This window comes from Sphingomonas sp. GC_Shp_6, from assembly GCF_026540835.1.
Taxonomy (GTDB): Bacteria; Pseudomonadota; Alphaproteobacteria; order Sphingomonadales; family Sphingomonadaceae; genus Sphingomonas.
Map to the genome: position 1 here is coordinate 1 of NZ_JALNUO010000028.1, position 21,053 is coordinate 21,053.

A 21,053-nucleotide genomic window follows, 5' to 3' on the forward strand; every position below is an offset into this window, starting at 1 on the left:
TCGGACGCTTGAACCTACCCTCTTTTCGGAGGGCGTTTCCAGCGCCAGATTTTTGGTGACCGTAGAAGCGGACCGTGTGGCCCGCCGCTGCGGTGAAAGGGGATTTAGGTGGGGCTCCCCGATTCGGCAAGCGAAATCGTCACATGATTCACTTTTTTTGCGGAACCGCTCGCCAAACGCGGCGCGGTCCCAGCCTAGAAGCCGCCGTGGAGGCGCAGCGCGAAGACGTTGGCCGGCCCGCGATCGCGGTTGTAACCGGGGTGATCGACGAACTGGTAATCGAGCGTGACGTCGATGCCCTTCGCGGCGGCCAAGTCGTAATAGGTCTCGACGATCCCCTCCGCGCCCGCATTCACGAGCCGGCCGTCGCCGATCAGAACGCCCAGGCCCCCCGCGGCGAGATAGCGCCGATGCGCGTCGGAGATGCCGTTGGCCACGATCGCCAGACCGATCCGGTCCGCCGCGCGGCCCCAGCCTTTGCCGCGCCACTGGCCGCCCACCGCGATCGTGCGGTCGATATCGGTGAAGTCATAGGGCTCGATCGCGCCGTCGGCGACGCCCGCGCGCGCGAACAGGCCGAGCGTATCGGTTACCGGCTGTTCGAGATTGGCGTGCACGCCCATCCGCGTCATCCGCCGCCGGGTGAGTGCGGGATCGATCGGCTGTCCGGTCGCCGCCGCCAGCGCCACCGCATCGTCGAACCGGCTGAACCGCCCCCGGTTGCGAAACACGGTGAGCCGCGCCGCGCCCGCACGCCCGGCGATGGCGAAGCGCCGCTCCAGCTCCGCATCCACCTGATATTGGCCGAAGCCGGTTTCCAGCGTCTCGCCGTTCGGCACCCTGGACAGGTTGAACCCGCCGAGCCGCAGCGTCCACGTGCCGGCGTACCATTCGCCCACGACGCCGTAGCTATAGCCCCAGGCGTCCGCGGCATAATCGAACGAGCCGGCGTCGACGATCGACCAGTTGAGGAAATCGCTGCGCGGATCATGCGCATAACTGTTGGTGTCGAACACGTCGCCGACGCCGAACTTGCCGACCGTCAGCACGATACGGTTCGCGGTGCGCGTGCCGGCGAACTGGTCTCCGACGCCCGCCACCGGCTCGGCCGCCCCGCCCAGATCGATCGTCTCCCGCACGAACAGCCGCTGCAAGCGCAGATAGGGCGCCGACTTGCCGACCTTATACGCCTCCGCGCTGGGGAAGCCGGCCACGCCCAGCGTGTTCGACAGGCCGAAGCCTTGGTCGATTTCCGGATTCGCCCAGATCTCGGTGCCCGCGGCCGGCCGCAGGCCGACAAAGGCGGTGGCGTCGAACGTCTCCCTGGCCTGATCGGGCGTCAGACTCTGCGGCCCCGTATAGGGCGAGGCGAAGCCGGGCGTCGCCTGCACGACGAAGGTGGCCTGACCGTGCACCGCGATCGGCGATCCCTCCGCGGGGCTCGCGTCCTGCGCCGAGGCGGCCGACGCCGCCGCGCCGAGCGCCAGCATCAACGCAATCCGTTCGATCATGAAAGGGGCCGTCCGATCATATCACAGGCTTCCGTTCCGTCAGCAGCGTCGCCGTGAGGCTGATCGCCGCCGCGAGCGTCAGCCACACGCCGGGCATGGCGAGATTGCCCGTGGCATGGATCGCAAGTGTGACAATATAAGGTGTGAACCCGCCGATCGCGGTGGCGAGGCTATAGGCCAGGCTGAAACCCGAAGCGCGCACCGCAGGCGGCACGATCTCGGTCAGATACACCACCATCGCCGAATTGTAGCTGGCGTAGAGCGCGGACAGCCACAGCTCGACCGCGATCAGCCTGGCCACGCTCGGCCCCGCCGCCAGCCACGCCATCGCCGGATAGGCGGTGAGGATCGCGAGCATCGTGCACGCGATCAGGATCGGCTTGCGCCCGATCCGGTCGGACGCGGCGCCCATCAGCGGCAGCCAGATCAGGTTGGACGCGCCCACCCCAGCCGTGACCCACAGATTGGCGCGCTCGGGCAGATGAAGCAACGTGCCGAAAGTGGGGGTGTAGGCCGTAATTATATAGAAGCTGACCGTCGTCATCAGCACCAGCGCCATCCCGGCCAGCACGCGCCCCCGCGCCGTCCAGAGCGCCGCGGCGATCCGGCGCAGATCCGGATGGTCGGTCCGCGCCGCGAAATCCGCCGACTCGCGCAGATGCCGCCGCAGCAGGAAGACGAAGGGCACCACCGCGCAGCCGAGCAGCAGCGGCACCCGCCAGCCCCAGGCGGCGAGTTGCGCGGGGGTCAGCACGCCGGTGAGCGCCACGCCGACGAGCGCGGCGACGATCACCGCCACCTGTTGCGAGGCGGATTGCCACGACACGTAGAAGCCCTTGCGCCCCGGCGGCGCGATCTCGGCCAGATAGACCGACACGTTGCCGAGTTCGGCGCCGGCGGAAAAACCCTGGAGCAACCGCCCGAACAGCACGAACACGGGGGCGAGCACGCCGATCGTCGCATAGGCCGGCGTCACCGCGAGCGTCACGATGCCGAGGCACATCAGCGACAGCGTGAGCAGCAGCCCCTCGCGCCGCCCGTGACGATCGGTGAACGCGCCGAGCATGATCGCGCCCAGCGGCCGCATCAGGAAACCGGCACCGAACGTTGCCAGCGATTTGAGCAATGTGCCGAACGCGTCGCCCGCCGGAAAATAGGCCTGGCCGATGGCGGCGGCGAAATAGCCGAACACCATGAAATCATACATTTCGAGGAAATTGCCGCTGGCGACGCGGACGATGTCGGCGAAGCCGTGGGGATGGGATGCGTCGGGCGCGCGTGCCGTCATCGCCAAGCCCCTGCTCCTGCTTCCCCGGCGAAGGCCGGGGCCCGGTCGGGAGACCTGCGCGACGATGCGCCGCGCTTCGTTACGAAGGCCTTCCCCCCTGGGCCCCGGCCTTCGCCGTGGAAGCAGGAGTGGAAGACGGCCGCGCTCCACACGCCCTCTTCGTCGACGCTCGCCGCGATCCGGTCGCTGCCGGAATTGCCCGTCGCCTCCAGCGATCGCGCCCTCCGTGCGAAATGGTCGATCCGGTCGATCATCGGCCTGCTCCCTACCCCCCTGACCTGCGCGGGCGGCATAACGTGGCGGAAAGGGTTGGCAAGCTCGCCCATGGAGCGCAAGCGGCGGCGATGCCCGTCCCCACCGCCGATCGGCCGCCCGCCCCGCTCGCCATCCCCGTGTTCCGCGCGATCTGGCTGTCCAGCATGGCGTCGAATTTCGGCGGGCTGATCCAGTCGGTCGGCGCGTCGTGGATGATGACGTCGCTCGCCTCCTCGCCGCAACTCGTGGCGCTGGTGCAGGCATCGACCACGCTGCCGATCATGCTGCTGTCGCTCTGGGCCGGCGCGGTGGCGGACAATCTCGATCGGCGGCTGGTGATGCTGTGGGCGCAAAGCTTCATGCTCGTCGTGTCGGTGGTGCTCGCCGGATTCGCGTGGGCGGGGATCCTCACGCCCTGGTGGCTGCTCGGCTTCACCTTCCTGATCGGCTGCGGCACCGCGATGAACGGGCCCGCCTGGCAGGCCTCGGTCGGCGACATGGTGCCGCGCGCCGCGCTGCCCGGTGCGATCGCGCTCAATTCGATGGGGTTCAACATCGCGCGCAGCCTGGGGCCGGCGATCGGCGGCGCGATCGTCGCCGCGGCGGGCGCGGCCGCGGCGTTCCTGACGAATGCGGTGAGTTACCTGGGGCTGATCGCGGTGCTGGCGCGCTGGCATCCCGATCGTGCGCCGCGGCTGCTGCCGCGCGAACGGCTGGGCGTCGCGATGGGCGCGGGGCTGCGCTATGTCGCGGCCTCGCCCAATATCCGCATCGTGCTGCTGCGCGCCGGCCTGTTCGGCGTCGCCGCCAGCGCGATCCCCGCGCTGATGCCGCTCGTCGCGCGCACCCGGATGGCGGGCGGCCCCCTCACCTATGGCGTGCTGCTCGGCGCGTTCGGGATCGGCGCGGTGGGCGGCGCGCTGCTCAGCGGGCGGCTGCGGCGGACGCTTACCACCGAATGGATCGTCCGCGTCGCCACGCTGGCGCTGGCGACCGGCGCGGCGGTCACGGGGCTCAGCACGATGCTGCCGCTGACGGTGGCCGCGCTGATGCTGGCGGGCGGCGGCTGGGTGCTCGCGCTCTCCACCTTCAACGTCACGGTGCAGCTCGCCTCGCCGCGCTGGGTCGTCGCCCGTGCGCTGGCGCTCTACCAGATGGCCGCGTTCGGCGGGATGGCGGTGGGCAGCTGGGTGTTCGGGCTGATCGCCGAACATCACGGCGTGGGCGACGCGCTGCTCGCCGCCGCCGCGTTCCAGCTTGCCGGCGGGCTGCTCGGCTTTCGGCTGGCGCTGCCGCAGGTGCAGGATCTCAACCTCGATCCGCTCGCGCGCTGGACCGAGCCGCAGACCGCGGTGCCGATCGAGCCCCGCAGCGGCCCCGTCATCATCGCGATCGACTACCGCATCGCCGAGGAGGATGTGGTCCATTTCCTGGGCGTGATGGAGGAGCGCGGCCGGATCCGCCGCCGCGACGGGGCGCGCCAATGGCATCTGATGCGCGATCTTGCCGATCCCGAGCTCTGGATCGAGCGCTATCAGCTTCCCACCTGGCTCGACTATGTCCGCCACAATCAGCGCCGGACCCAGGCCGATGCCGCCAATGGCGAGGCGCTTGCCGCGCTGAACCGTGGCGAATCGCCCCGGGTTCACCGGATGATCGAGCGCCAGACGGGATCGCTGCCGACCGCACCCGCGCCCGGCCCGCGCGAGCTGGCGGATCCGATGACCGACCCCACACGGTCGAGCTGAACGGGCCGGGCGGACACGAAAGGAACGGATGATGACGGAACTGAGCTTCGGCCTCGACACCTTCGGCGACGTCACCGCGGACGCGGCCGGCGCGGCCGTCTCCTATGCGCAGGTGATCCGCGACGTGATCGCGCAAGGCGTGCTGGCGGACGCGGTGAGCGTCGATTTCTTCGGCGTGGGCGAGCATCACCGCGAGGATTTCGCGGTGTCCGCGCCCGAGATCCTGCTGGCCGCGATCGCCGGGCAGACGCGCCGGATCGCGCTGGGCTCGGCGGTCACGGTGCTCAGCTCGGACGATCCGATCCGCGTCTTCCAGCGCTTCGCGACGCTCGACGCGGCGAGCGGCGGGCGCGCCGAGGTGATCCTGGGGCGCGGATCGTTCACCGAATCCTTTCCGCTCTTCGGCTTCGACCTGAAGGATTACGAGCGGCTGTTCAGCGAGAAGCTCGATCTCTTCGCCCATATCCGCCAGGGGCGGCCGGTCACGTGGCGGGGGTCGATCCGGCCGCCGCTGGCGGACCAGCGCGTCGTGCCGCCGGTGGAGCAGGGCCTGCTGAAGACCTGGATCGGCGTCGGCGGCAGCCCCGAATCGGTGGTGCGCGCCGCGCGCTACGATCTGCCGATGCTGCTCGCGATCATCGGCGGCGAGCCCGCGCGGTTCCGGCCGTTCGTCGATCTCTACCACCGCGCCTTTGCCGAGGCGAAGCGGCCGGTGCAGCCGATCGGCGTTCATTCGCCGGGCTATGTGGCCGATACCGATGCGCAGGCGCGCGAGGAATTCTGGCCCGATTACCGCACGATGCACGGCCGCATCGGCAAGGAGCGCGGCTGGCCGCCGATGCAGCGCGCGCAGTTCGATCACGAAGCGGATCGCGGATCGCTCTATATCGGCTCGCCCGAAACGGTCGCGCGCAAGATCGCGGCGACGGTGAAGACGCTCGGCCTGTCGCGCTTCCAGCTCAAATATAGTGCAGGTCCACTGCCCCATTCGCGCTTGATGCGCTGTATCGAACTCTATGGGACGCGCGTGATCCCGCTGGTGCGCGAGATGCTCGGCTGAAGCCGGCCTTTTCCTCGGCCGCCAGCACGCTATAGCCGCGGCGATGCAGGAACACGCAAAGGGTACGGTGCTGGTGACGGGGGTGTCGGGCTTTGTCGGCTCGGCGGTCGCGCACGCGCTCGCCGACGCCGGCCGCCCGGTCCGCGCCCTGGTCCGTGCCACGAGCGTGCGTGCCAATTTGGCCAACTTCCGCGGCGAGATCGTCGAAGGCGACATCCGCGATCCCGGCGCCGTGGCCGCGGCGATGGCGGGCGCGTCGGCGCTGATCCACGTCGCCGCCGATTACCGGCTCTGGGCACGCGATCCCGAAGAGATCGTCCGTAACAACCGCGAGGGCACGCGCGTGGTGATGGCGGCGGCACACGCGGCAGGCGTCGCGCGGATCGTCCACACCAGCAGCGTCGCGACGCTCCTCCCCGCTGCCGACGGCGCCGCCGACGAGACCCGCCCCGCCACCGAGACGAACGTCGTCGGCGCGTACAAGCGCAGCAAGGTGGTCGCCGAGCGGCTGGTCGAGGCGATGGTCCGCGACGGGCTGCCCGCAGTGATCGTCAATCCCTCCACCCCAATCGGCCCGCGCGACGTGCGGCCGACGCCCACGGGGCGGATCATCGTCGAGGCGGCGAACGGCCGCATGCCCGCCTTCGTCGACAGCGGGCTGAACCTCGTCCATGTCGACGATGTCGCACGCGGCCACCTGCTTGCGCTGGAGCGCGGCCGGATCGGCGAACGCTATGTGCTGGGCGGCGAGGACGTCGCGCTGGGCGACATGCTGGCCACGATCGCCGCGATCCGCGGGCGCAAGCCGCCGACGGTGCGGCTGCCGCGCGGACCGCTCTTCCCGCTCGCCTGGGCGAACGAGGCGCTGGCGCGCGTGACGGGCAAGGAGCCGTTCCTGACGATGGACGGGCTGCGCATGGCGAAGCACCGGATGTTCTACAGCTCCGCCAAGGCCGAGCGCGAACTCGGCTATACGCACCGTCCCTATGCCGAGGCGCTGCGCGCGGCGATCGCCTGGTTCGCGGACGCGGGGATGATCCGGTGATCGCGCTCGGTTCGCTGTCGCTGCTGATCTGGCTGCTGCTGGTGTTCGGCCATGGCGGCTTCTGGCGCGCGCGCGAGCGCGACACCGTCCTCCCCCCGCCCGCGCCCGGCGTGTGGCCCGATGTCGTGGCGGTGGTTCCCGCACGCGACGAGGCGGCGGTGATCGGGCCGGCGATCGCCAGCCTCGCCGCGCAGGATTACCCCGGCGCGTTCCGGATCGTGCTGGTCGACGACGGCAGCACCGACGGCACCGCCGCCGTCGCCGCCGCGCAAGGCGGCGCGGCGCTGACGACGATCGCCGGCGCGCCCTTGCCCGCGGGCTGGACGGGCAAGCTATGGGCCGTGTCGCAGGGGATCGCGGACGCGGGCACCCCGCGCTATCTCTGGCTGACCGACGCCGATATCGCGCATGCGCCCGATACGCTGCGCAGCCTCGTCGCCCGCGCCGAATCGCGCAAGCTCGCTTTGGTGTCGCTGATGGCGAAGCTGCGCTGCGAGACGCTGGCCGAACGCGCGCTGATCCCCGCCTTCGTGTTCTTCTTCCAGATGCTCTACCCGTTCGCGCGGGTGAACGGGCGCGGGCCCGGCGCGGCGGCGGGCGGGTGCATGCTGGTGCGGCGCGATGCGCTGGAGCGCGCCGGCGGCATCGCCGCGATCCGCGGTGCGCTGATCGACGATTGCGCGTTCGGCGCGCTGATGAAGCGGCAGGGTCCGATCTGGCTTGGCCTCACCGATCGTTCGCGCAGCATCCGCCCCTATGACGATGTGGAGTCGATCGCGGCGATGATCGCGCGCTCGGCCTATACGCAGCTCGGCCATAGCCGCGTGAAGCTGGCGGGCACGATCGTCGGTCTTGCCATCGTCTATGCCGTGCCGCCGCTGCTCGCGCTGTTCGCGCGTGGCCCGGCGCAGGCGCTGGGCCTGATCGCCTGGGCGCTGATGGCGATGGCGTTCCAGCCGATGCTGCGCTTCTACCGCGCGTCGCCCTTGTGGGGGCCGGCACTTCCCGGCATCGCTGCCTTCTACGCCGGATGCACGCTGCGTTCGGCCTGGGCGCACGAGCGGGGACGCGGCGGCATGTGGAAGGGTCGGACACACGCGCCGGTCGGCCGCCCGTGAGGGAGGCGTCCACGCTCGCGTCCGGCAAGGACCATCGCCAGGAGAATTTCCCGGTGGCCAGCGTGCTGCTGAAGCCCGCCGCGCGCGCGCCGATCATGGCCTTCTACCGCTTCGCCCGCGCCGCCGACGACGTGGCCGACAATCCCGTCGCAGCGCCGGCCGAAAAGCTCGGGCTCCTGGCCGAGATGCGCCGCGGGCTGTCGGGCGAAGGCCACGATCCGGCGGCGCTCGCGCTCGGCACGGTGATGGCCGAGCGCGGGATCGACCCAGCGCATGCACAGGATCTGCTCGACGCGTTCGTGCGGGATGTGAGCGTGGATCGCTATGCCGACTGGAACGCACTCATCGGCTATTGCCGAGTCTCGGCGATGCCGGTCGGCCGCTATGTGCTCGACGTGCACGGCGAGAGCCGCGCGACCTGGCCGGCCTCCGACGCCTTGTGCGCCGCGCTGCAGATCATCAACCATCTGCAGGATTGCGCGAAGGACTATGCCGCGATCGGCCGCGTCTACATCCCGCTCGACATGCTGGCGGCCGGGGGGGGGCGCATCGAGGATCTGGGTGCCCCGGCGGCGTCCCCCGCGCTTCGCGCCACGATCGTCGCCTGCGCGCGGCGCACGCAGGATCTGCTGCGCCAGAGCGCGGGGTTCGCCGGCCAGATTCGCGACCGCCGGCTCGCCGCCGAGGTCGCGATCATCCAGCGTCTCGCCGAAAGCCTGACGCACCGGCTGCTGACGCGCGATCCGCTCAGCCAGCGCGTCCATCATCGCCCCTATGAGGGCGCGGCGCTCGCCGCGGGCGCGCTCGTCGGCCAAGTCTTCGCGAGGATGCGTGCATGAATCCCAAGGCGACTCCCGGCGCGCTCCAGGCGCAGGTCGCGGGCAGTTCCTTCTATGCGGGCATGCGCGTGCTGCCCAAGGCGCGGCGCGAAGCGATGTACGCGGTCTATGCCTTTTGCCGCGCGGTGGACGATATCGCCGACGACCAGCAGGGCGACCGCGCCGGCCGCGCCGCCGCGCTCGACGCATGGCGCGCCGACATCGATTCGCTCTACGCCGGCGGCCCCGCCGGGCAGGCCGCCATCGTCGCGGAGGCGGTGCGCCGCTTCCATCTCGATCGCGCCGATTTCCATGCGGTGATCGACGGCATGGCCACCGATGTCGCCGGCGACGTGCGCTGGCCGACGATGGCGGAGCTCGATCTCTATTGCGACCGGGTGGCCTCCGCCGTCGGGCGGCTGTCGGTGCGGATCTTCGGCATGGACGAGGCGCCGGGCATCGCGCTCGCCTGGCATCTCGGCCGGGCGCTTCAGTTGACCAACATCCTGCGCGACATCGACGAAGATGCCGCGATCGGTCGCGTCTATCTGCCCGCCGAATTGCTGGAAGGCGCGGGAATCGCGCTCACCACGCCCGAACGCGTCGTCGCCGATCCCCGCATCGACGCCACCGCGCGGGCGCTCGCCGCCGAAGCCCGCGGCCATTATGCGCAGGCCCGCGCGATCCTGGCCAAGCGGCCGCGCGGCAACCTGATCGCGCCGCGGCTGATGGCGGCGGCCTATGGCAAGGTGCTCGACCGCATGGAGGCGGTCGGCTGGAAACCGCCGCGCGCGCGCATCCGCGTGTCGAAGGTAGGGCTGCTCTGGACGGTGCTGCGGCTGAGCCTCGCCCGGTGAGTTTCGCGCGCGCGACGGTGGCGGGTGCGGGGCTCGCCGGATTGTCGGCGGCAGTCGTTCTAGCCAAGGCCGGCGTGGCGGTGGACGTGCGCGATTCGGCCGCGCAGGCCGGCGGGCGTTGCCGATCCTATCACGATCGCCAGCTCGGGCTGACGATCGACAATGGCAATCATCTCGTCCTCTCCGGCAATCCCGCCGTTGCGCGGTTCCGGTCCACGATCGGTGCGGCGGCGCCGCTCGCGGGACCGCCCCATGCCGATTACGCCTTCTGCCATCTCGGGACCGGCGAGCGCTGGACGGTGCGGATCAACGATGGGCCGCTGCCCTGGTGGATCGGGGCGAAGCGCCGCCGCGTGCCGGGCAGCCGCATCGCCGACTATCTGCCGCTCGCGCGCCTGTTGCAGGGCGGCGACGTGCGGATCGATTCGCGAATCCCGACGGCGGGGCCGGTGTGGACGAAGCTGCTCGAGCCCGTGCTGCTCGCAGCCCTCAACACCGCGCCCGCGGAGAGTTCGGCGGCGCTGGCCGGTGCGGTGCTGCGCGAGACCGTGGCGAAGGGCGGCCGGGCGATGCGCCCGCGGATCGCCGAACCCACGCTCGCCGCCGCCTTCGTCGATCCCGCGATCGCCTGGCTTGCCGACCAAGGCGCGCCCGTGACGCTCGGGCGTCGGCTTCGCGCGCTGGCGTTCGAGAACGACCGGGTCGTCGCGCTCGACTGGGGCGACGGGCCCGAACCGGTCGCGGCCGACACGGCGGTGGTGCTGGCGCTTCCCGCCTGGGTCGCGGCGGACCTCGTGCCCGGCTTGACCGTGCCGACCGAACACCGCGCGATCGTCAATGGCCATTTCGCCTTTCCGGCCCCCGTCGGTGCATCGACGATGCTGGGGCTGCTTGGCGGCACCGCGGAATGGGTGTTCGCCTTTCCCGATCGGCTGTCGGTAACGGTCAGCGCGGCCGACCATCTGGTGGACCGCGACCGCGAGGATCTGGCCCGCGCCTTCTGGGCCGATATCGGCGCCGCGCTCGGGATCGACGCGCCGATGCCGCGCTGGCAGGTGGTGAAGGAAAAGCGCGCCACCTTCGCCGCGACGCCGGAGCAGGATGCGTTGCGCCCGCCGGCCCGCACACGCTGGCGCAACCTGTTCCTGGCGGGCGACTGGACCCGCACGGGCCTGCCGTCGACGATCGAGGGCGCGATCCGGTCGGGCGAAACCGCGGCGGCGCTGGCGATGACGTGCGCATCGCTGTAACGCTTGCGTGATGCACGGAACGCTTACCTCCCTCCCCGCGATCGATCAGGCGGTGGACCGCGCCGCCGCCGCACTGGCCGCCGCGCAGCAGGACGACGGCCATTGGGTGTTCGAACTCGAGGCGGACGCCACCATCCCGGCCGAATATATCCTGCTGCGCCATTATCTCGGCGAGCCGGTGGATGCGGGGCTCGAGGCCAAGATCGGCCGCTATCTGCGGCGGCTTCAGTCCGCCGAACATCAGGGCTGGTCGCTGTTCCATGCCGGCGCGTTCGACGTCAGTGCCAGCGTGAAGGCCTATTATGCGCTGAAGATGATCGGCGATCCCGCGGATGCGCCGCACATGGCCGCGGCGCGCGGCGCGATCCTGGCGGCGGGGGGCGCCGCGGCGGCGAACGTGTTCACGCGCATCCAGCTCGCGCTGTTCGGCGCGGGGCCGTGGGAAACGGTTCCGACGATGCCGCCCGAACTGATCCTGGCGCCGCGCTGGTTTCCGATCACGCTGGCCCGGATGTCCTATTGGGCGCGCACCGTCGTCGTGCCGCTGCTCGTTCTGGCCGCGCTGAAGCCCAAGGCGCGCAACGCCCGCGGCATCCTGGTGGACGAACTCTATACCGGCGACGCGGTTGAGCCCGCGAGCAAGGCGGACACCACGCCGCTATGGACACTGGGCTTCACCGCGCTCGATCGCGCGCTGAAACGCGGCTACCGGCTCTGGCCCAGGCGCTTGCGCCAGCGGGCGATCGACGCGTGCGTGGCGTTCGTCGTGGAGCGGCTGAACGGCGTCGACGGGCTGGGGGCGATCTATCCGGCGATGGCGAACAGCGTGATGATGTTCGACTGCCTCGGCTACCCCGCCGATCATCCGCACCGGGCGACGGCGCGCGAGTCGCTCGAACGGCTGCTCGTCGTCGGCGAGGACGAGGCCTATTGCCAGCCCTGCGTCTCTCCGGTGTGGGACACCGCACTTGCCGCGCACGCGATGATGGAGGCGGGCGAAACCGATCGTGCGGACGCGGCGCTCGATTGGCTCCGCCCGCGCCAGGTGCTGGACGTGAAGGGCGACTGGGCGGATGTCCGCCCCGACGTGCGCCCCGGCGGCTGGGCGTTCCAATATGCGAACGACCACTATCCCGATCTGGACGACACCGCCGTCGTGGTGATGGCGATGGACCGCGGCCGCGGCCGCATCGGGCCGGCGAACGATGTGGCGATCGAACGCGGGGTGGAATGGACGGTCGGTCTGCAATCGCGCAACGGCGGCTGGGGCGCGTTCGATGCGGACAACACGCACGATTATCTGAACAACCTGCCCTTTGCCGATCACGGCGCGCTGCTCGACCCGCCTACCGCCGACGTCACCGCGCGCTGCGTCTCGATGCTGGCGCAGATGGGCGAGCGCGATTCGCCGAGGATGAAGGCGGCGCTGGGCTATCTGGCGCGCGAGCAGATGACGGACGGCAGTTGGTTCGGGCGCTGGGGCGTCAATTATATCTACGGCACCTGGTCGGTGCTCTGCGCGCTGAACGCCGCCGGTATGACCGACGCGGACCCGATGGTGGCGAACGCCGCCGCATGGCTCAAGGCGATCCAGAACCCGGATGGCGGCTGGGGCGAGGATTGCGAGAGCTATGCGCTCGATTACGCCGGCTATCGCCCCGCCCCCTCGACCGCATCGCAAACCGCCTGGGCGCTGCTCGCGCTGATGGCGGCGGGCGGGGTGGATGACGAGGCGGTGGCGCGCGGCATCGGCTGGCTGCAGGCGCATCAGGCTGCGGACGGCCTATGGGGACAGGAACATTATACCGGCGGCGGTTTCCCGCGCGTCTTCTACCTGCGCTATCACGGCTATCCCAAATATTTCCCGCTCTGGGCGATGGCGCGCTACCGCAATCTGAAGCGCGCCAATGCGCGCGTCGTGGAGTATGGCATGTGAGCGGCCATGTCGTCGTCGCGACCGGGTTCAACCGCGAAGTGGCGTGCGTGGCGCCGCTCGCCGGGATCGTGGCGGTCGCGGGCGGTGGCGATCCCGTGGGGCTGCGCGGCCGGATCGAGGCGGCCGCCGCCGGCGCTGCGGGGATCGTCAGCTTCGGAATGACGGGCGCGCTGGCCGACGGGCTGGCGATCGGCGATTGGGTGGTGGCGGACCGATTGTGGGGCGCAACCGAGCTCGCCTGCGATCCCGCGTGGACTCACGCGCTCGCTGCGGCCCTGCCCGGCGCGCGGATCGGCGGCTTCTATGCCGATGGGCGGATGATCGACATGATTTCGGAAAAGCTGGCGTTGGGGGAACGCCACGGCGCGCTTGCGGTCGATATGGAAAGCCATGTCGCGGCCGCGGTGGCTGAGGCGCGCGGACTGCCGTTCGCGATCGTGCGCTGCGTGTCGGACGGCGCGCGCCACCTGCTGCCGCATGCGATCACCGTCAGCATGCGGCCCGATGGCGGGGTGGACGGCAAGGCGATGCTGCGGTCAGTGGCGGCGCGCCCCGGCCAGATCGCCGACATCGCCCGCACCAGCGCGGGCTTCGCCAAGGCGATGCGCGAACTGAAGCGCGGCGTGGTCCGGATCGGCCCGCGCATGGCGCTTCCGGGTTAGACGCACCGCCGAAGTTGGCGAAGGTTGCGCCTGACCGGGTAGCGCCCGCGGCCCTCAGGCGGCGCGCTGGGTCCGCTTGAAGCCCTCGGGATCGGCCGCCTTGATCCGGGCCAGTTCCTGCTCGACATGGCTCGAATGGACGTCCGCGGCGGGCCGTGCGTGCGACAGGTCGATGTCGGGCGCCATCGGTCCTTCGGTCCGCACGCCCTTGCGACCGATGGCGAACATCTTGAGCGGATGGCGGATCGAATCGGTCGCTGCGGTGCCCTCGAACCCGCAATGGACCATGCAGTTCGAGCATTTCTCGTACCGCCCGACGCCGTACTGATCCCAATCCGTGCCCTCCATCAGCTCGGCGAAGCTCTCCACATAGCCTTCGCCGACGAGATAGCAGGGCTTCTGCCAGCCGAAGACGGTGCGCAGCGGCATCGACCAGGGCGTGCATTCATAGGTCTGGTTGCCGGCCAGGAAATCGAGGAACAGCGGCGAATTGGTGAAGGTCCACGCCTTGCCGCCGTCGCCGCGCTTGAACACGTCGCGGAAGAAATTCTTGGTGCGTTCGCGCGTCAGGAAATGCTCCTGATCGGCGGCGCGCTCGTAGGAATAGCCGGGCGAGATCGTGATCTCGACGCCCAGCCGCTCCATCTCGTCGAAGAAGCTTGCGAGCCGCGCCGGGTCGGCACCATCGAACACGGTGCAGTTCACCTGAACGCGGAAACCCTTGGCCTTGGCCAGCAGGATCGCCTCGTGCGCGGCGTCATAGGTGCCGTCCTGATCGACGGCATGGTCGTGCATGCCCTTGTCGCCATCGAGGTGGATCGACCAGGTGAAATAGTTCGACGGCGTATATTGGTCGATCTTCTTCTTCATCAGCAGCGCGTTCGTGCACAGGATTACGAACTTCTTCTTTGCGATATAGCCCTCGACGATCTTGGGCATGTCGCGGTGCAGCAGCGGCTCGCCGCCGGCGATCGAGACGGCGGGCGCACCGCAATCGTCGATCGCGTCCATGCATTGCTGCACCGACAGGCGCTGGTTGAGGATGGCATCCGGATAGTCGATCTTGCCGCAGCCGGGGCATGCCAGATTGCAGCGCAGCAGCGGCTCCAGCATCAGCACCAGCGGATATTTGCCGCCCTTGATATGCTGTTTGAGCGTATAGGCGCCGATACGCGCGAGCTGCGAAAGGGGAAGGCTCATGGCGGTGTTCCTATTGCGCCGCAGCGGCGACGGGAGCCTTGCGGTCGCGCAGCTCGGGGGGCAGGCTGAATTCGATGTTTTCCTCGACGCCGTCGAGCTGCGACACCGTGACCGGGCGCAGCCGGCGAAGCGCGGCGATGACGCTGTCGACCAGCTCGTCGGGTGCCGAGGCGCCGGCGGTGATGCCAACCGCGGCGACTCCGTCCAGCCACGCCGGATCGAGCCCCTCGCCATCGTCGATCAGATAGCTCGGCACGCCCATCTCGACGCCGATCTCGCGCAGGCGACTCGAATTGGAGCTGGTCTGCGAACCCACCACGATCAGGAGATCGGAGACTCGCGCCAGATCGCGCACCGCGCTCTGCCGGTTCTGCGTGGCATAGCAGATCTCCGACACGTCGGGGCCCATCACGTCGTCGAACCGCGTCTCCAGCGCCTCGATCACGGTGCGCGTGTCGTCCACCGACAATGTCGTCTGCGTGACATAGGCGATCGGCGTGGTCGTCGCGATCGGCAGCGCGGCGACGTCCGCAGGCGTGGAGACGAGGTGCATCGGCGCATCGATCTGGCCCATCGTGCCGATCACCTCGGCATGGCCCTCATGCCCGATCAGCACCAGCGTGCGGCCGGACTTCGCATAGCGGCGGCCCTGCACATGCACCTTGGTGACGAGCGGACAGGTGGCGTCGAGCGTGGGCAGCTCGCGCAGTTTGGCCTCTTCCTGCACGCTGCGCGCCACGCCGTGCGCGCTGAAGATCGTCATCGCGCCGGCCGGGATCTCGGTCAGATCCTCGACGAAGATCGCGCCCTTGCGCTTCAGCTTGTCGACGACGTGGCGATTGTGGACGATCTCGTGGCGCACATAGACGGGCGCCGAATAGCGTTCGAGCGCACGCTCCACGATGTCGATCGCGCGGACCACGCCCGCGCAGAAACCGCGCGGCTGGGCCAGGATCACCTTGAGAGGCTCCTGCTCGCTGGTCTGGATGGCGTTCACCATGTCTCCGTGGCTGGGCGGGTCGGGGCTGGGCGGGTCGGGCAGCGTCCGCCCATGTTGCAGTGCGATTACTCTTTTCAAGGCAGCGACGAAAGTCGAAAGATTTTCATGGGCGCACCCAAGCGCCGCTAGGCCCCACGCTGGACCTGCCCCGGCGAGGAGAGTAAGCGGCCGGCCATCCCGTATCAGGAGCCGTTTTCCATGCGATCCTCGCTCGTTCTGCTCGCCGCCCCGTTCGCGCTCGTGGCCGCCCCGGCGCTGGCCCAGGCGACCGATCCCGCGGCCGCGCCGGTCAAGGCGCTCGACGACGGTCTGCTGGCCATCATGAAGGCGGGTAAGGCCGCCGGCATGCGCGGTCGCATCGCGCAGATCGCGCCGGTGGTGGACCGCAGCTTCGACCTGCCGCTGACGACCCGGCTGGCGATCGGCAGCGCGTGGACGGGGATCGCGCCCGCCGACCAGGTCGCCCTGGTGGCCGCGGTGCGCCGGCTGACGCTGGCGCAATATGCGAGCAACTTCGACGGCTATTCGGGCCAGAGCTTCACGATCGACCCGAAGGTCGAGGCGCGCGGCGGCGACCGGCTGGTCAAGACCACGCTGTCGAGCAAATCGGGCCCGGTCTCGCTTTCCTATCGGTTGCGCGACGGCGGCCAGGGTTGGCGGATCATCGACGTATTCTACCGCAATGCGATCAGCCAGCTCGCCACCCGTCGCGCTGACTTCGCGAGCGTGCTGGCGAGCGGCGGCGCCAAGGCGCTGGTGGCGCATCTGAACGACCTGTCGGCGAAGGTCGGCGGTTGATCCTGGCGCTCGCCCCGGTCGCGGGGCTGGTCGCCGCGGCATCGATGGGCGTGCCGGCCGGAACGTCGCCCGTGATTCGGGTGGAGAACCCGGCGCCGCCCCCCCTGCCCGCCGCCGCGACCGTGGCGCCCGATCCCGAGCCCGCGGCCACACCCGCCGCCGCGGCCCGCCATGCGCCGGGAGATCCGCTCGAACGGCTCAACCGCCGCGTGTTCCGCGGGCATGAGCGGTTCGACCGCGCGGTCTTCCGCCCCGCCGCGATCGGCTACACGCACATCCTGCCGAGGCCGCTGCGCACCGCGCTGCGCAACTTCTTCAGCAATCTGGGCGAGCCGGTGATCGCGCTCAACTTCCTGCTGCAGCGCAAACCTGGCAAGGCGATCGAGACGCTGGGGCGCTTCGCCGTGAACACCACGCTGGGCCTTGCCGGCACCGTCGATCTCGCCAAATCGCCGGGCGTGCGCCTGCCACACCGGCCGAACGGCTTTGCCGACACGCTCGGCTTCTATGGCGTGAAGCCCGGCCCCTATTTCTTCCTGCCGCTGTTCGGGCCGACGACGCTGCGCGATTTCCTCGGCGGCCAGGGCGACGGGCTGATCCTGCCGATCGCGATCGGCGAACCGTTCGACCGGATCGACTATCAAGTGGTCAAGGGGGTCACGACGGGCCTCGACACCCGCGCCGAGGCCGATGACGATCTGAAGGCGCTGAATGCGGGTGCGGTCGATCGCTACGCCACGCTGCGCTCGGTCTATCTGCAGAACCGCGCGGGCGAGATCGCGCATCTGAAGGGCACGCGCACTGCCGCGGCCCCGCCCGCCCCCGAATTGGGCGAGCCGCTGGCGGACCCGGCCGGCACGCACACCCCGCCGCCGAAACCGGACTCCGGCGCGTCCCAATTGAGCGACCCGCTCGCCGATCCCGCCAGCACGCAAGCGCCGCCTTCACCAAAGCTCGAATCGGGAGCGCCCGAACTGAGCGATCCGCTGACCGACCCGGCGGCGCCCAAGCTATAGAGTTTGAGGACGTCCCTCGCTCCGTTCGCCCTGAGCTTGTCGAACGGCCTGTTCCGGACGCGAAGACTCAGTCGCAGCGGGCGTGCTTCGACAGGCTCAGCATGAACGGTGCAAGGACAAATCAGCGACGCTGACGCTTCGTCCGCACGGGCCCCAGTAGCGCGGGCTCGAACACCAGCGCACACACCAAAGTCCAGGCGAGCGAGATCATCAGGATCTTGCCCATGCTCGCGGTGCCGGGATGGTCGGATAGCCACAGGCTGCCGAACGCGGTGCCCGTCGCCAGCGCACTGAACAGCACCGCACGCGCCAGCGCCGATTGCAGCAGATTCGTCGCGCCGCCGCGCCAGGCCATCACGAAATAGATGTGGAACGCCACGCCGACGCCGAACAGCAGCGGAAAGGCGATGATGTTGGCGAAGTTGATCGGCTGACCGATCACCACGCAGGTGCCGAGCGTCAGAAAGATCGACAGGATCACCGGGGCGAGCGTGAACAGCACCTCGCGCAGGTCGCGCAGCACCAGCCACAGGAACAGGCTGACGAGCAGGAACGCGATCGCCCCCGCCTGCACGAACGCGCCCGCAATGGTGAACGCCGCCGCCTGGGTGGCGACCGGCAGTCCCGATGCGGCGGGCGTCACCGCCAGCACGGCATCGCGGAACCGGTGGATGGTGGCATTGTCGTTGGCATCGCCGCTCGGGTTCGCCTGCACGCGCTCGCGGCCATCCGGCGCCACCCAGTCGCGGACGATCTCGGCGGGCAGCGTCGCGCGCGTCACCGGCTGCGCCTGCAGCGACGCGCGCACCGAATCAAGCATCACCGCCAGCGGCTGCGACAGCATCGCGTCGATCGCCGCGCGCGTCGCCGGCGGCGCCGCAGCGGTGCGCGCGAACGCCTCGGCCAGCCGCCGCGCATCCACCGCCCCCCGCCCGGTGCCCTGCCCCGCCGCCCGACGCAGGCGCAGCGCCGTCGTGTTCAGCGCCGCCACCAGCGCGCCGTCGTCCGCCGGCGGGGCCAGGTCGAACGGGTTGAGCGTCAGGTCGAGCAGCGTCGAGGCATCCTCGATCGCGGCCAGCTTGGGCGGCTGATCGTCGGGCACGAAGCTGTCGAGATCGATCACGCGCGCGACCGCGGGCAGCGCCGCCAGCCGCCGGGCGATCGCCTGCGCGGCGGTATGATCAGGGGCGAGCACGTCGATCGTATTGGGCGTGCGATCGGGATCGCGCGTCAGGTCGGCCAGCGTGCGCATGGCCGGGCTGGCCGGTGAGCGCAGATGCAGTGGATTGAAATCGAACGTCACTAACGGCAACAGCGCGATCGACACCGCGGTCGACACGCCGAATGCCCATAGCACGCCGCGCCGTCGCCGCGCGAGAAACGCGTCCACCGGCGCCAGCGCGGCGAAACCCACCTCCCGAACGGGCGCCGCGGGCCGCAGCAGGACGATCAGCGCGGGCAGCAAAGTGACCGCGAGCGCCAGCGCGATCACCATGCCCAACCCGGCGATCACGCCCAGTTCGGCGATCCCGACATAGGCGGTGGGTAGGAACGCGCCGAAGCCCAGGAACACCGCACCCGCCGCCAGCAACAGCGGCGCGCCGAGCGCGGCGCCCGCGGCCCGCAGCGCATCGGGCACCGCGAGCCCGTCATTGCGCTCGGCGTTGAAGCGCACCGCGATCTGGATGCCGAAATCGACCCCCAGCCCGACGAACAGCGGGATGAACGCGACCGAGATGAGGTTCAGCCGCCCCACCGCCATCAGCCCGGTCGCGGTGGTGACGACCAGCCCGACGACGATCGTCAGCAGGATCGCCGCCACGAGCCGCAGCGACCGCGTGGCGAACCACAAGGTCACCAGCATGGCCCCGAGCATCACCGCGCCGACGAAGCCGATATTCTCCGCGAGCGTGCCGAACTCCTCGTCCGACAGCGCGAGATCCCCCGTGAGCGCCACGCGGACGCCGTGCGCGGCGTCGAGTTCCAGCGATGACGCCGCGCGCGCGATCGCCGCGCGCGTCGGCTCGCCCGGCTGCAACGATTCGAAATCGGGCACCGGCTGTACCAGCACCAGCCGCCGCGTCGGCGCGGCGAGCGATCCGCCGCCACCGGCGAACAGCCTCTGCCACGAGAAGAACGCCGGGCGCCCCGCCCGCCGGGCGTCGATCGCATCCGCCATCGCGCGCATCGGCGCGTCGACCCGGTCGAGCGTCGCGTCGCCGCGTTCCACCCCGTCGAGCACGCTGCCGAAGGCGGTGGTGACGCCGTGGAGCGTCGGATCGGCGGCAAGCGGCCCCAGCAGCGGCTGTGCGGCGACGAGCGCGGCAGTGGCCGCGCGGACCGACGCGACGCTGCCGAACAACAGCCCCTCGCGCGCAAAAAACGCGCCGCCATCGGGTCGCTGGACGCGGCGGATATGCGCCGGATCGGTCGCGAGTTGGGCGGCGAGGCGCGCGGCGCCGTCCTCCGCCACCTCGGGCGTGCGGCCGTCGATCACCAGCACCAGCACGTCGCTGCGCTGCGGAAAGGCCGCGTCCATCGCCGCCGCCTGCCGCCGCCACTCGACCTTGGGCGAGATCAGCGCATCGGTATCGGTGGTCATCGCGAAATGGCCTGCCGCGTACAGCCCCGCCAGCGCGAGGAGGACAAGGCCCGCGATCAGCGTCCACAACGGGCGGCGGATGCTGGCGGAAACCGCGGCCGGGACGAGCCCGGACAGAAACGCCCGCATCGCCTCAGCCCGGCCCGGACGCGCCGATGAAATAGCGCAGGTTCAGCATGGTCGTCTGGGCCGGCCCGGCAAAGTCGAACTTCGCGTCCGCCCATTGCGGGGCGCGCGGCGGAAACAGCACGATCTTCGCATCGTTCGAAAAGCCGACGCCTTCCTTAGGCAGCCCCAGGAAGTTGCGATCGACCTTGTCGTTGCGATTTTCGTCGTGATAGGCCTGGATGGCATAGCGGCCGGGTGCCACGCCGTGGACGACCACGACAGTCGTTCCCGCCACCGCCGGCGCCGCGCCGCTATAGGGGCAGCCGTCCTTCAGGAAGCGCGCCTCGGGGCAGATATCGACATGGACGCGGCCGTTCGCGTTGCGGACATTGCCGACGCGCACCGTTAGCGTGCCCTCGGGCGCGGGCGCCGCGGCGGTCGCCAGCAGCGCCGCCACCGCGATCAGCGCCTTCACGCCGATTGCTCGGCCATCGCACCCGAATTGTGGCGCAGGGCCTTGAGGACGGTGGCGACGATGGCGTCGGCGTCGAGGCCGGCCTGGGCATATTGCTTGTCGGGGGCGTCCTGGTCCTGGAAGGCGTCGGGCAGGCGCAGCGTCCGGAGCTTCAGCCCGGCGTCGATCAGCCCCTCGTCCGAGGCGAGCGTCAGCACATGCGCGCCGAAGCCGCCCACCGCATTCTCCTCGATCGTCAGCGCCACCTCGTGGCTGGTCAGCAGACGGCGGATCAGCGCGACGTCCAGCGGCTTGGCGAAGCGCAGA

19 protein-coding genes are annotated in these 21,053 nt (G+C 70.2%); 11 read left to right on the forward strand and 8 right to left on the reverse strand.

What is annotated here, in order from left to right:
- Nucleotides 1–194: 194 nt before the first annotated feature.
- The 3 genes from OXQ95_RS17945 to OXQ95_RS17955 are packed head-to-tail and all read right to left on the reverse strand — an operon-like array spanning nucleotide 195 to nucleotide 3,053.
- On the reverse strand, nucleotides 195–1,511 hold the full coding sequence (locus tag OXQ95_RS17945; protein ID WP_267382919.1) for a carbohydrate porin: 1,317 nt from the start codon (nucleotides 1,509–1,511) through the stop codon (nucleotides 195–197).
- 16 nt (nucleotides 1,512–1,527) lie between these two features.
- A complete protein-coding gene (gene tcuC, locus OXQ95_RS17950; protein WP_267382957.1) occupies nucleotides 1,528–2,799 on the reverse strand; it encodes a tricarballylate/proton symporter TcuC in 1,272 nt (423 codons plus the stop codon).
- Nucleotides 2,796–3,053: a hypothetical protein gene (locus OXQ95_RS17955; RefSeq protein WP_267382921.1), complete on the reverse strand. Its 258-nt coding sequence runs from the start codon at nucleotides 3,051–3,053 to the stop codon at nucleotides 2,796–2,798. The genes tcuC and OXQ95_RS17955 overlap by 4 nt, the downstream gene beginning before the upstream one ends.
- Before the next feature lie 90 nt (nucleotides 3,054–3,143).
- On the opposite strand from OXQ95_RS17955, the gene OXQ95_RS17960 reads away from it, so the two are divergent.
- Genes OXQ95_RS17960 through OXQ95_RS18000 form a run of 9 tightly spaced genes read left to right on the forward strand, consistent with a single transcriptional unit; the run spans nucleotide 3,144 to nucleotide 13,548 of the window.
- On the forward strand, nucleotides 3,144–4,802 hold the full coding sequence (locus OXQ95_RS17960) for an MFS transporter (RefSeq protein ID WP_267382923.1): 1,659 nt from the start codon (nucleotides 3,144–3,146) through the stop codon (nucleotides 4,800–4,802).
- Nucleotides 4,803–4,833: 31 nt separating this feature from the next.
- Entirely contained in the window at nucleotides 4,834–5,862 is a 1,029-nt protein-coding gene (locus OXQ95_RS17965; RefSeq protein WP_267382926.1) for an LLM class flavin-dependent oxidoreductase, read from the forward strand.
- 43 nt (nucleotides 5,863–5,905) lie between these two features.
- The gene (gene hpnA / locus OXQ95_RS17970) at nucleotides 5,906–6,907 is read left to right on the forward strand and encodes a hopanoid-associated sugar epimerase (protein WP_267382929.1); all 1,002 of its coding nucleotides are present in this window, start codon (nucleotides 5,906–5,908) and stop codon (nucleotides 6,905–6,907) included.
- A complete protein-coding gene (locus tag OXQ95_RS17975; RefSeq protein ID WP_267382931.1) occupies nucleotides 6,904–8,025 on the forward strand; it encodes a glycosyltransferase in 1,122 nt (373 codons plus the stop codon). The genes hpnA and OXQ95_RS17975 overlap by 4 nt, the downstream gene beginning before the upstream one ends.
- On the forward strand, nucleotides 8,022–8,864 hold the full coding sequence (hpnC, locus tag OXQ95_RS17980) for a squalene synthase HpnC (protein WP_267382934.1): 843 nt from the start codon (nucleotides 8,022–8,024) through the stop codon (nucleotides 8,862–8,864). Before OXQ95_RS17975 ends, hpnC begins: the two co-directional genes overlap by 4 nt.
- Nucleotides 8,861–9,700, forward strand: a complete 840-nt coding sequence (gene hpnD, locus OXQ95_RS17985; RefSeq protein ID WP_267382936.1) for a presqualene diphosphate synthase HpnD — start codon at nucleotides 8,861–8,863, stop codon at nucleotides 9,698–9,700. Before hpnC ends, hpnD begins: the two co-directional genes overlap by 4 nt.
- The gene (hpnE, locus tag OXQ95_RS17990) at nucleotides 9,697–10,950 is read left to right on the forward strand and encodes a hydroxysqualene dehydroxylase HpnE (protein ID WP_267382939.1); all 1,254 of its coding nucleotides are present in this window, start codon (nucleotides 9,697–9,699) and stop codon (nucleotides 10,948–10,950) included. The genes hpnD and hpnE overlap by 4 nt, the downstream gene beginning before the upstream one ends.
- Nucleotides 10,951–10,960: 10 nt before the next feature.
- Entirely contained in the window at nucleotides 10,961–12,886 is a 1,926-nt protein-coding gene (shc, locus tag OXQ95_RS17995) for a squalene--hopene cyclase (RefSeq protein ID WP_267382942.1), read from the forward strand.
- Nucleotides 12,883–13,548, forward strand: a complete 666-nt coding sequence (locus tag OXQ95_RS18000; protein ID WP_267382944.1) for a phosphorylase — start codon at nucleotides 12,883–12,885, stop codon at nucleotides 13,546–13,548. The genes shc and OXQ95_RS18000 overlap by 4 nt, the downstream gene beginning before the upstream one ends.
- Nucleotides 13,549–13,602: 54 nt before the next feature.
- Here the strand turns inward: OXQ95_RS18000 and hpnH are convergent, their stop codons facing one another.
- Nucleotides 13,603–14,748: an adenosyl-hopene transferase HpnH gene (gene hpnH / locus OXQ95_RS18005; RefSeq protein ID WP_267382946.1), complete on the reverse strand. Its 1,146-nt coding sequence runs from the start codon at nucleotides 14,746–14,748 to the stop codon at nucleotides 13,603–13,605.
- A gap of 10 nt (nucleotides 14,749–14,758) precedes the next feature.
- Nucleotides 14,759–15,736: a 4-hydroxy-3-methylbut-2-enyl diphosphate reductase gene (gene ispH, locus OXQ95_RS18010; RefSeq protein ID WP_242098648.1), complete on the reverse strand. Its 978-nt coding sequence runs from the start codon at nucleotides 15,734–15,736 to the stop codon at nucleotides 14,759–14,761.
- A 210-nt stretch (nucleotides 15,737–15,946) separates the two neighbouring features.
- Between ispH and OXQ95_RS18015 the strand changes: the two genes are divergently transcribed.
- Nucleotides 15,947–16,546, forward strand: a complete 600-nt coding sequence (locus OXQ95_RS18015; protein ID WP_267382948.1) for an ABC transporter substrate-binding protein — start codon at nucleotides 15,947–15,949, stop codon at nucleotides 16,544–16,546.
- The gene (locus tag OXQ95_RS18020; protein WP_267382950.1) at nucleotides 16,543–17,562 is read left to right on the forward strand and encodes a VacJ family lipoprotein; all 1,020 of its coding nucleotides are present in this window, start codon (nucleotides 16,543–16,545) and stop codon (nucleotides 17,560–17,562) included. Before OXQ95_RS18015 ends, OXQ95_RS18020 begins: the two co-directional genes overlap by 4 nt.
- A gap of 121 nt (nucleotides 17,563–17,683) precedes the next feature.
- Here OXQ95_RS18020 and OXQ95_RS18025 read toward each other — a convergent pair whose 3' ends face one another.
- From OXQ95_RS18025 to OXQ95_RS18035, 3 genes are all read right to left on the reverse strand, one after another.
- Nucleotides 17,684–20,293 carry an MMPL family transporter gene (locus OXQ95_RS18025; protein WP_267382953.1) on the reverse strand — a complete coding sequence of 870 codons (2,610 nt, stop codon included), beginning with the start codon at nucleotides 20,291–20,293 and terminating at the stop codon, nucleotides 17,684–17,686.
- Nucleotides 20,294–20,297: 4 nt separating this feature from the next.
- A complete protein-coding gene (locus tag OXQ95_RS18030) occupies nucleotides 20,298–20,747 on the reverse strand; it encodes a DUF2141 domain-containing protein (protein WP_267382955.1) in 450 nt (149 codons plus the stop codon).
- Nucleotides 20,744–21,053, reverse strand: a 310-nt coding sequence (locus OXQ95_RS18035) for a transketolase C-terminal domain-containing protein (protein WP_276589181.1), incomplete at its 5' end; no start/stop codon positions are given. The genes OXQ95_RS18030 and OXQ95_RS18035, both read right to left, overlap by 4 nt.

Coding starts and splice junctions, on each gene's coding strand:
- OXQ95_RS17960 (WP_267382923.1), top strand. CDS start 3,144: ATGCCCGTCCCCACCGCCGATCGGCCGCCCGCCCCGCTCGCCATCCCC.
- tcuC (WP_267382957.1), bottom strand. CDS start 2,799: ATGACGGCACGCGCGCCCGACGCATCCCATCCCCACGGCTTCGCCGAC.
- OXQ95_RS18015 (WP_267382948.1), top strand. CDS start 15,947: ATGCGATCCTCGCTCGTTCTGCTCGCCGCCCCGTTCGCGCTCGTGGCC.
- shc (WP_267382942.1), top strand. CDS start 10,961: ATGCACGGAACGCTTACCTCCCTCCCCGCGATCGATCAGGCGGTGGAC.
- hpnA (WP_267382929.1), top strand. CDS start 5,906: ATGCAGGAACACGCAAAGGGTACGGTGCTGGTGACGGGGGTGTCGGGC.
- OXQ95_RS17965 (WP_267382926.1), top strand. CDS start 4,834: ATGACGGAACTGAGCTTCGGCCTCGACACCTTCGGCGACGTCACCGCG.
- OXQ95_RS17955 (WP_267382921.1), bottom strand. CDS start 3,053: ATGATCGACCGGATCGACCATTTCGCACGGAGGGCGCGATCGCTGGAG.
- hpnH (WP_267382946.1), bottom strand. CDS start 14,748: ATGAGCCTTCCCCTTTCGCAGCTCGCGCGTATCGGCGCCTATACGCTC.
- OXQ95_RS17945 (WP_267382919.1), bottom strand. CDS start 1,511: ATGATCGAACGGATTGCGTTGATGCTGGCGCTCGGCGCGGCGGCGTCG.
- OXQ95_RS18025 (WP_267382953.1), bottom strand. CDS start 20,293: ATGCGGGCGTTTCTGTCCGGGCTCGTCCCGGCCGCGGTTTCCGCCAGC.
- hpnD (WP_267382936.1), top strand. CDS start 8,861: ATGAATCCCAAGGCGACTCCCGGCGCGCTCCAGGCGCAGGTCGCGGGC.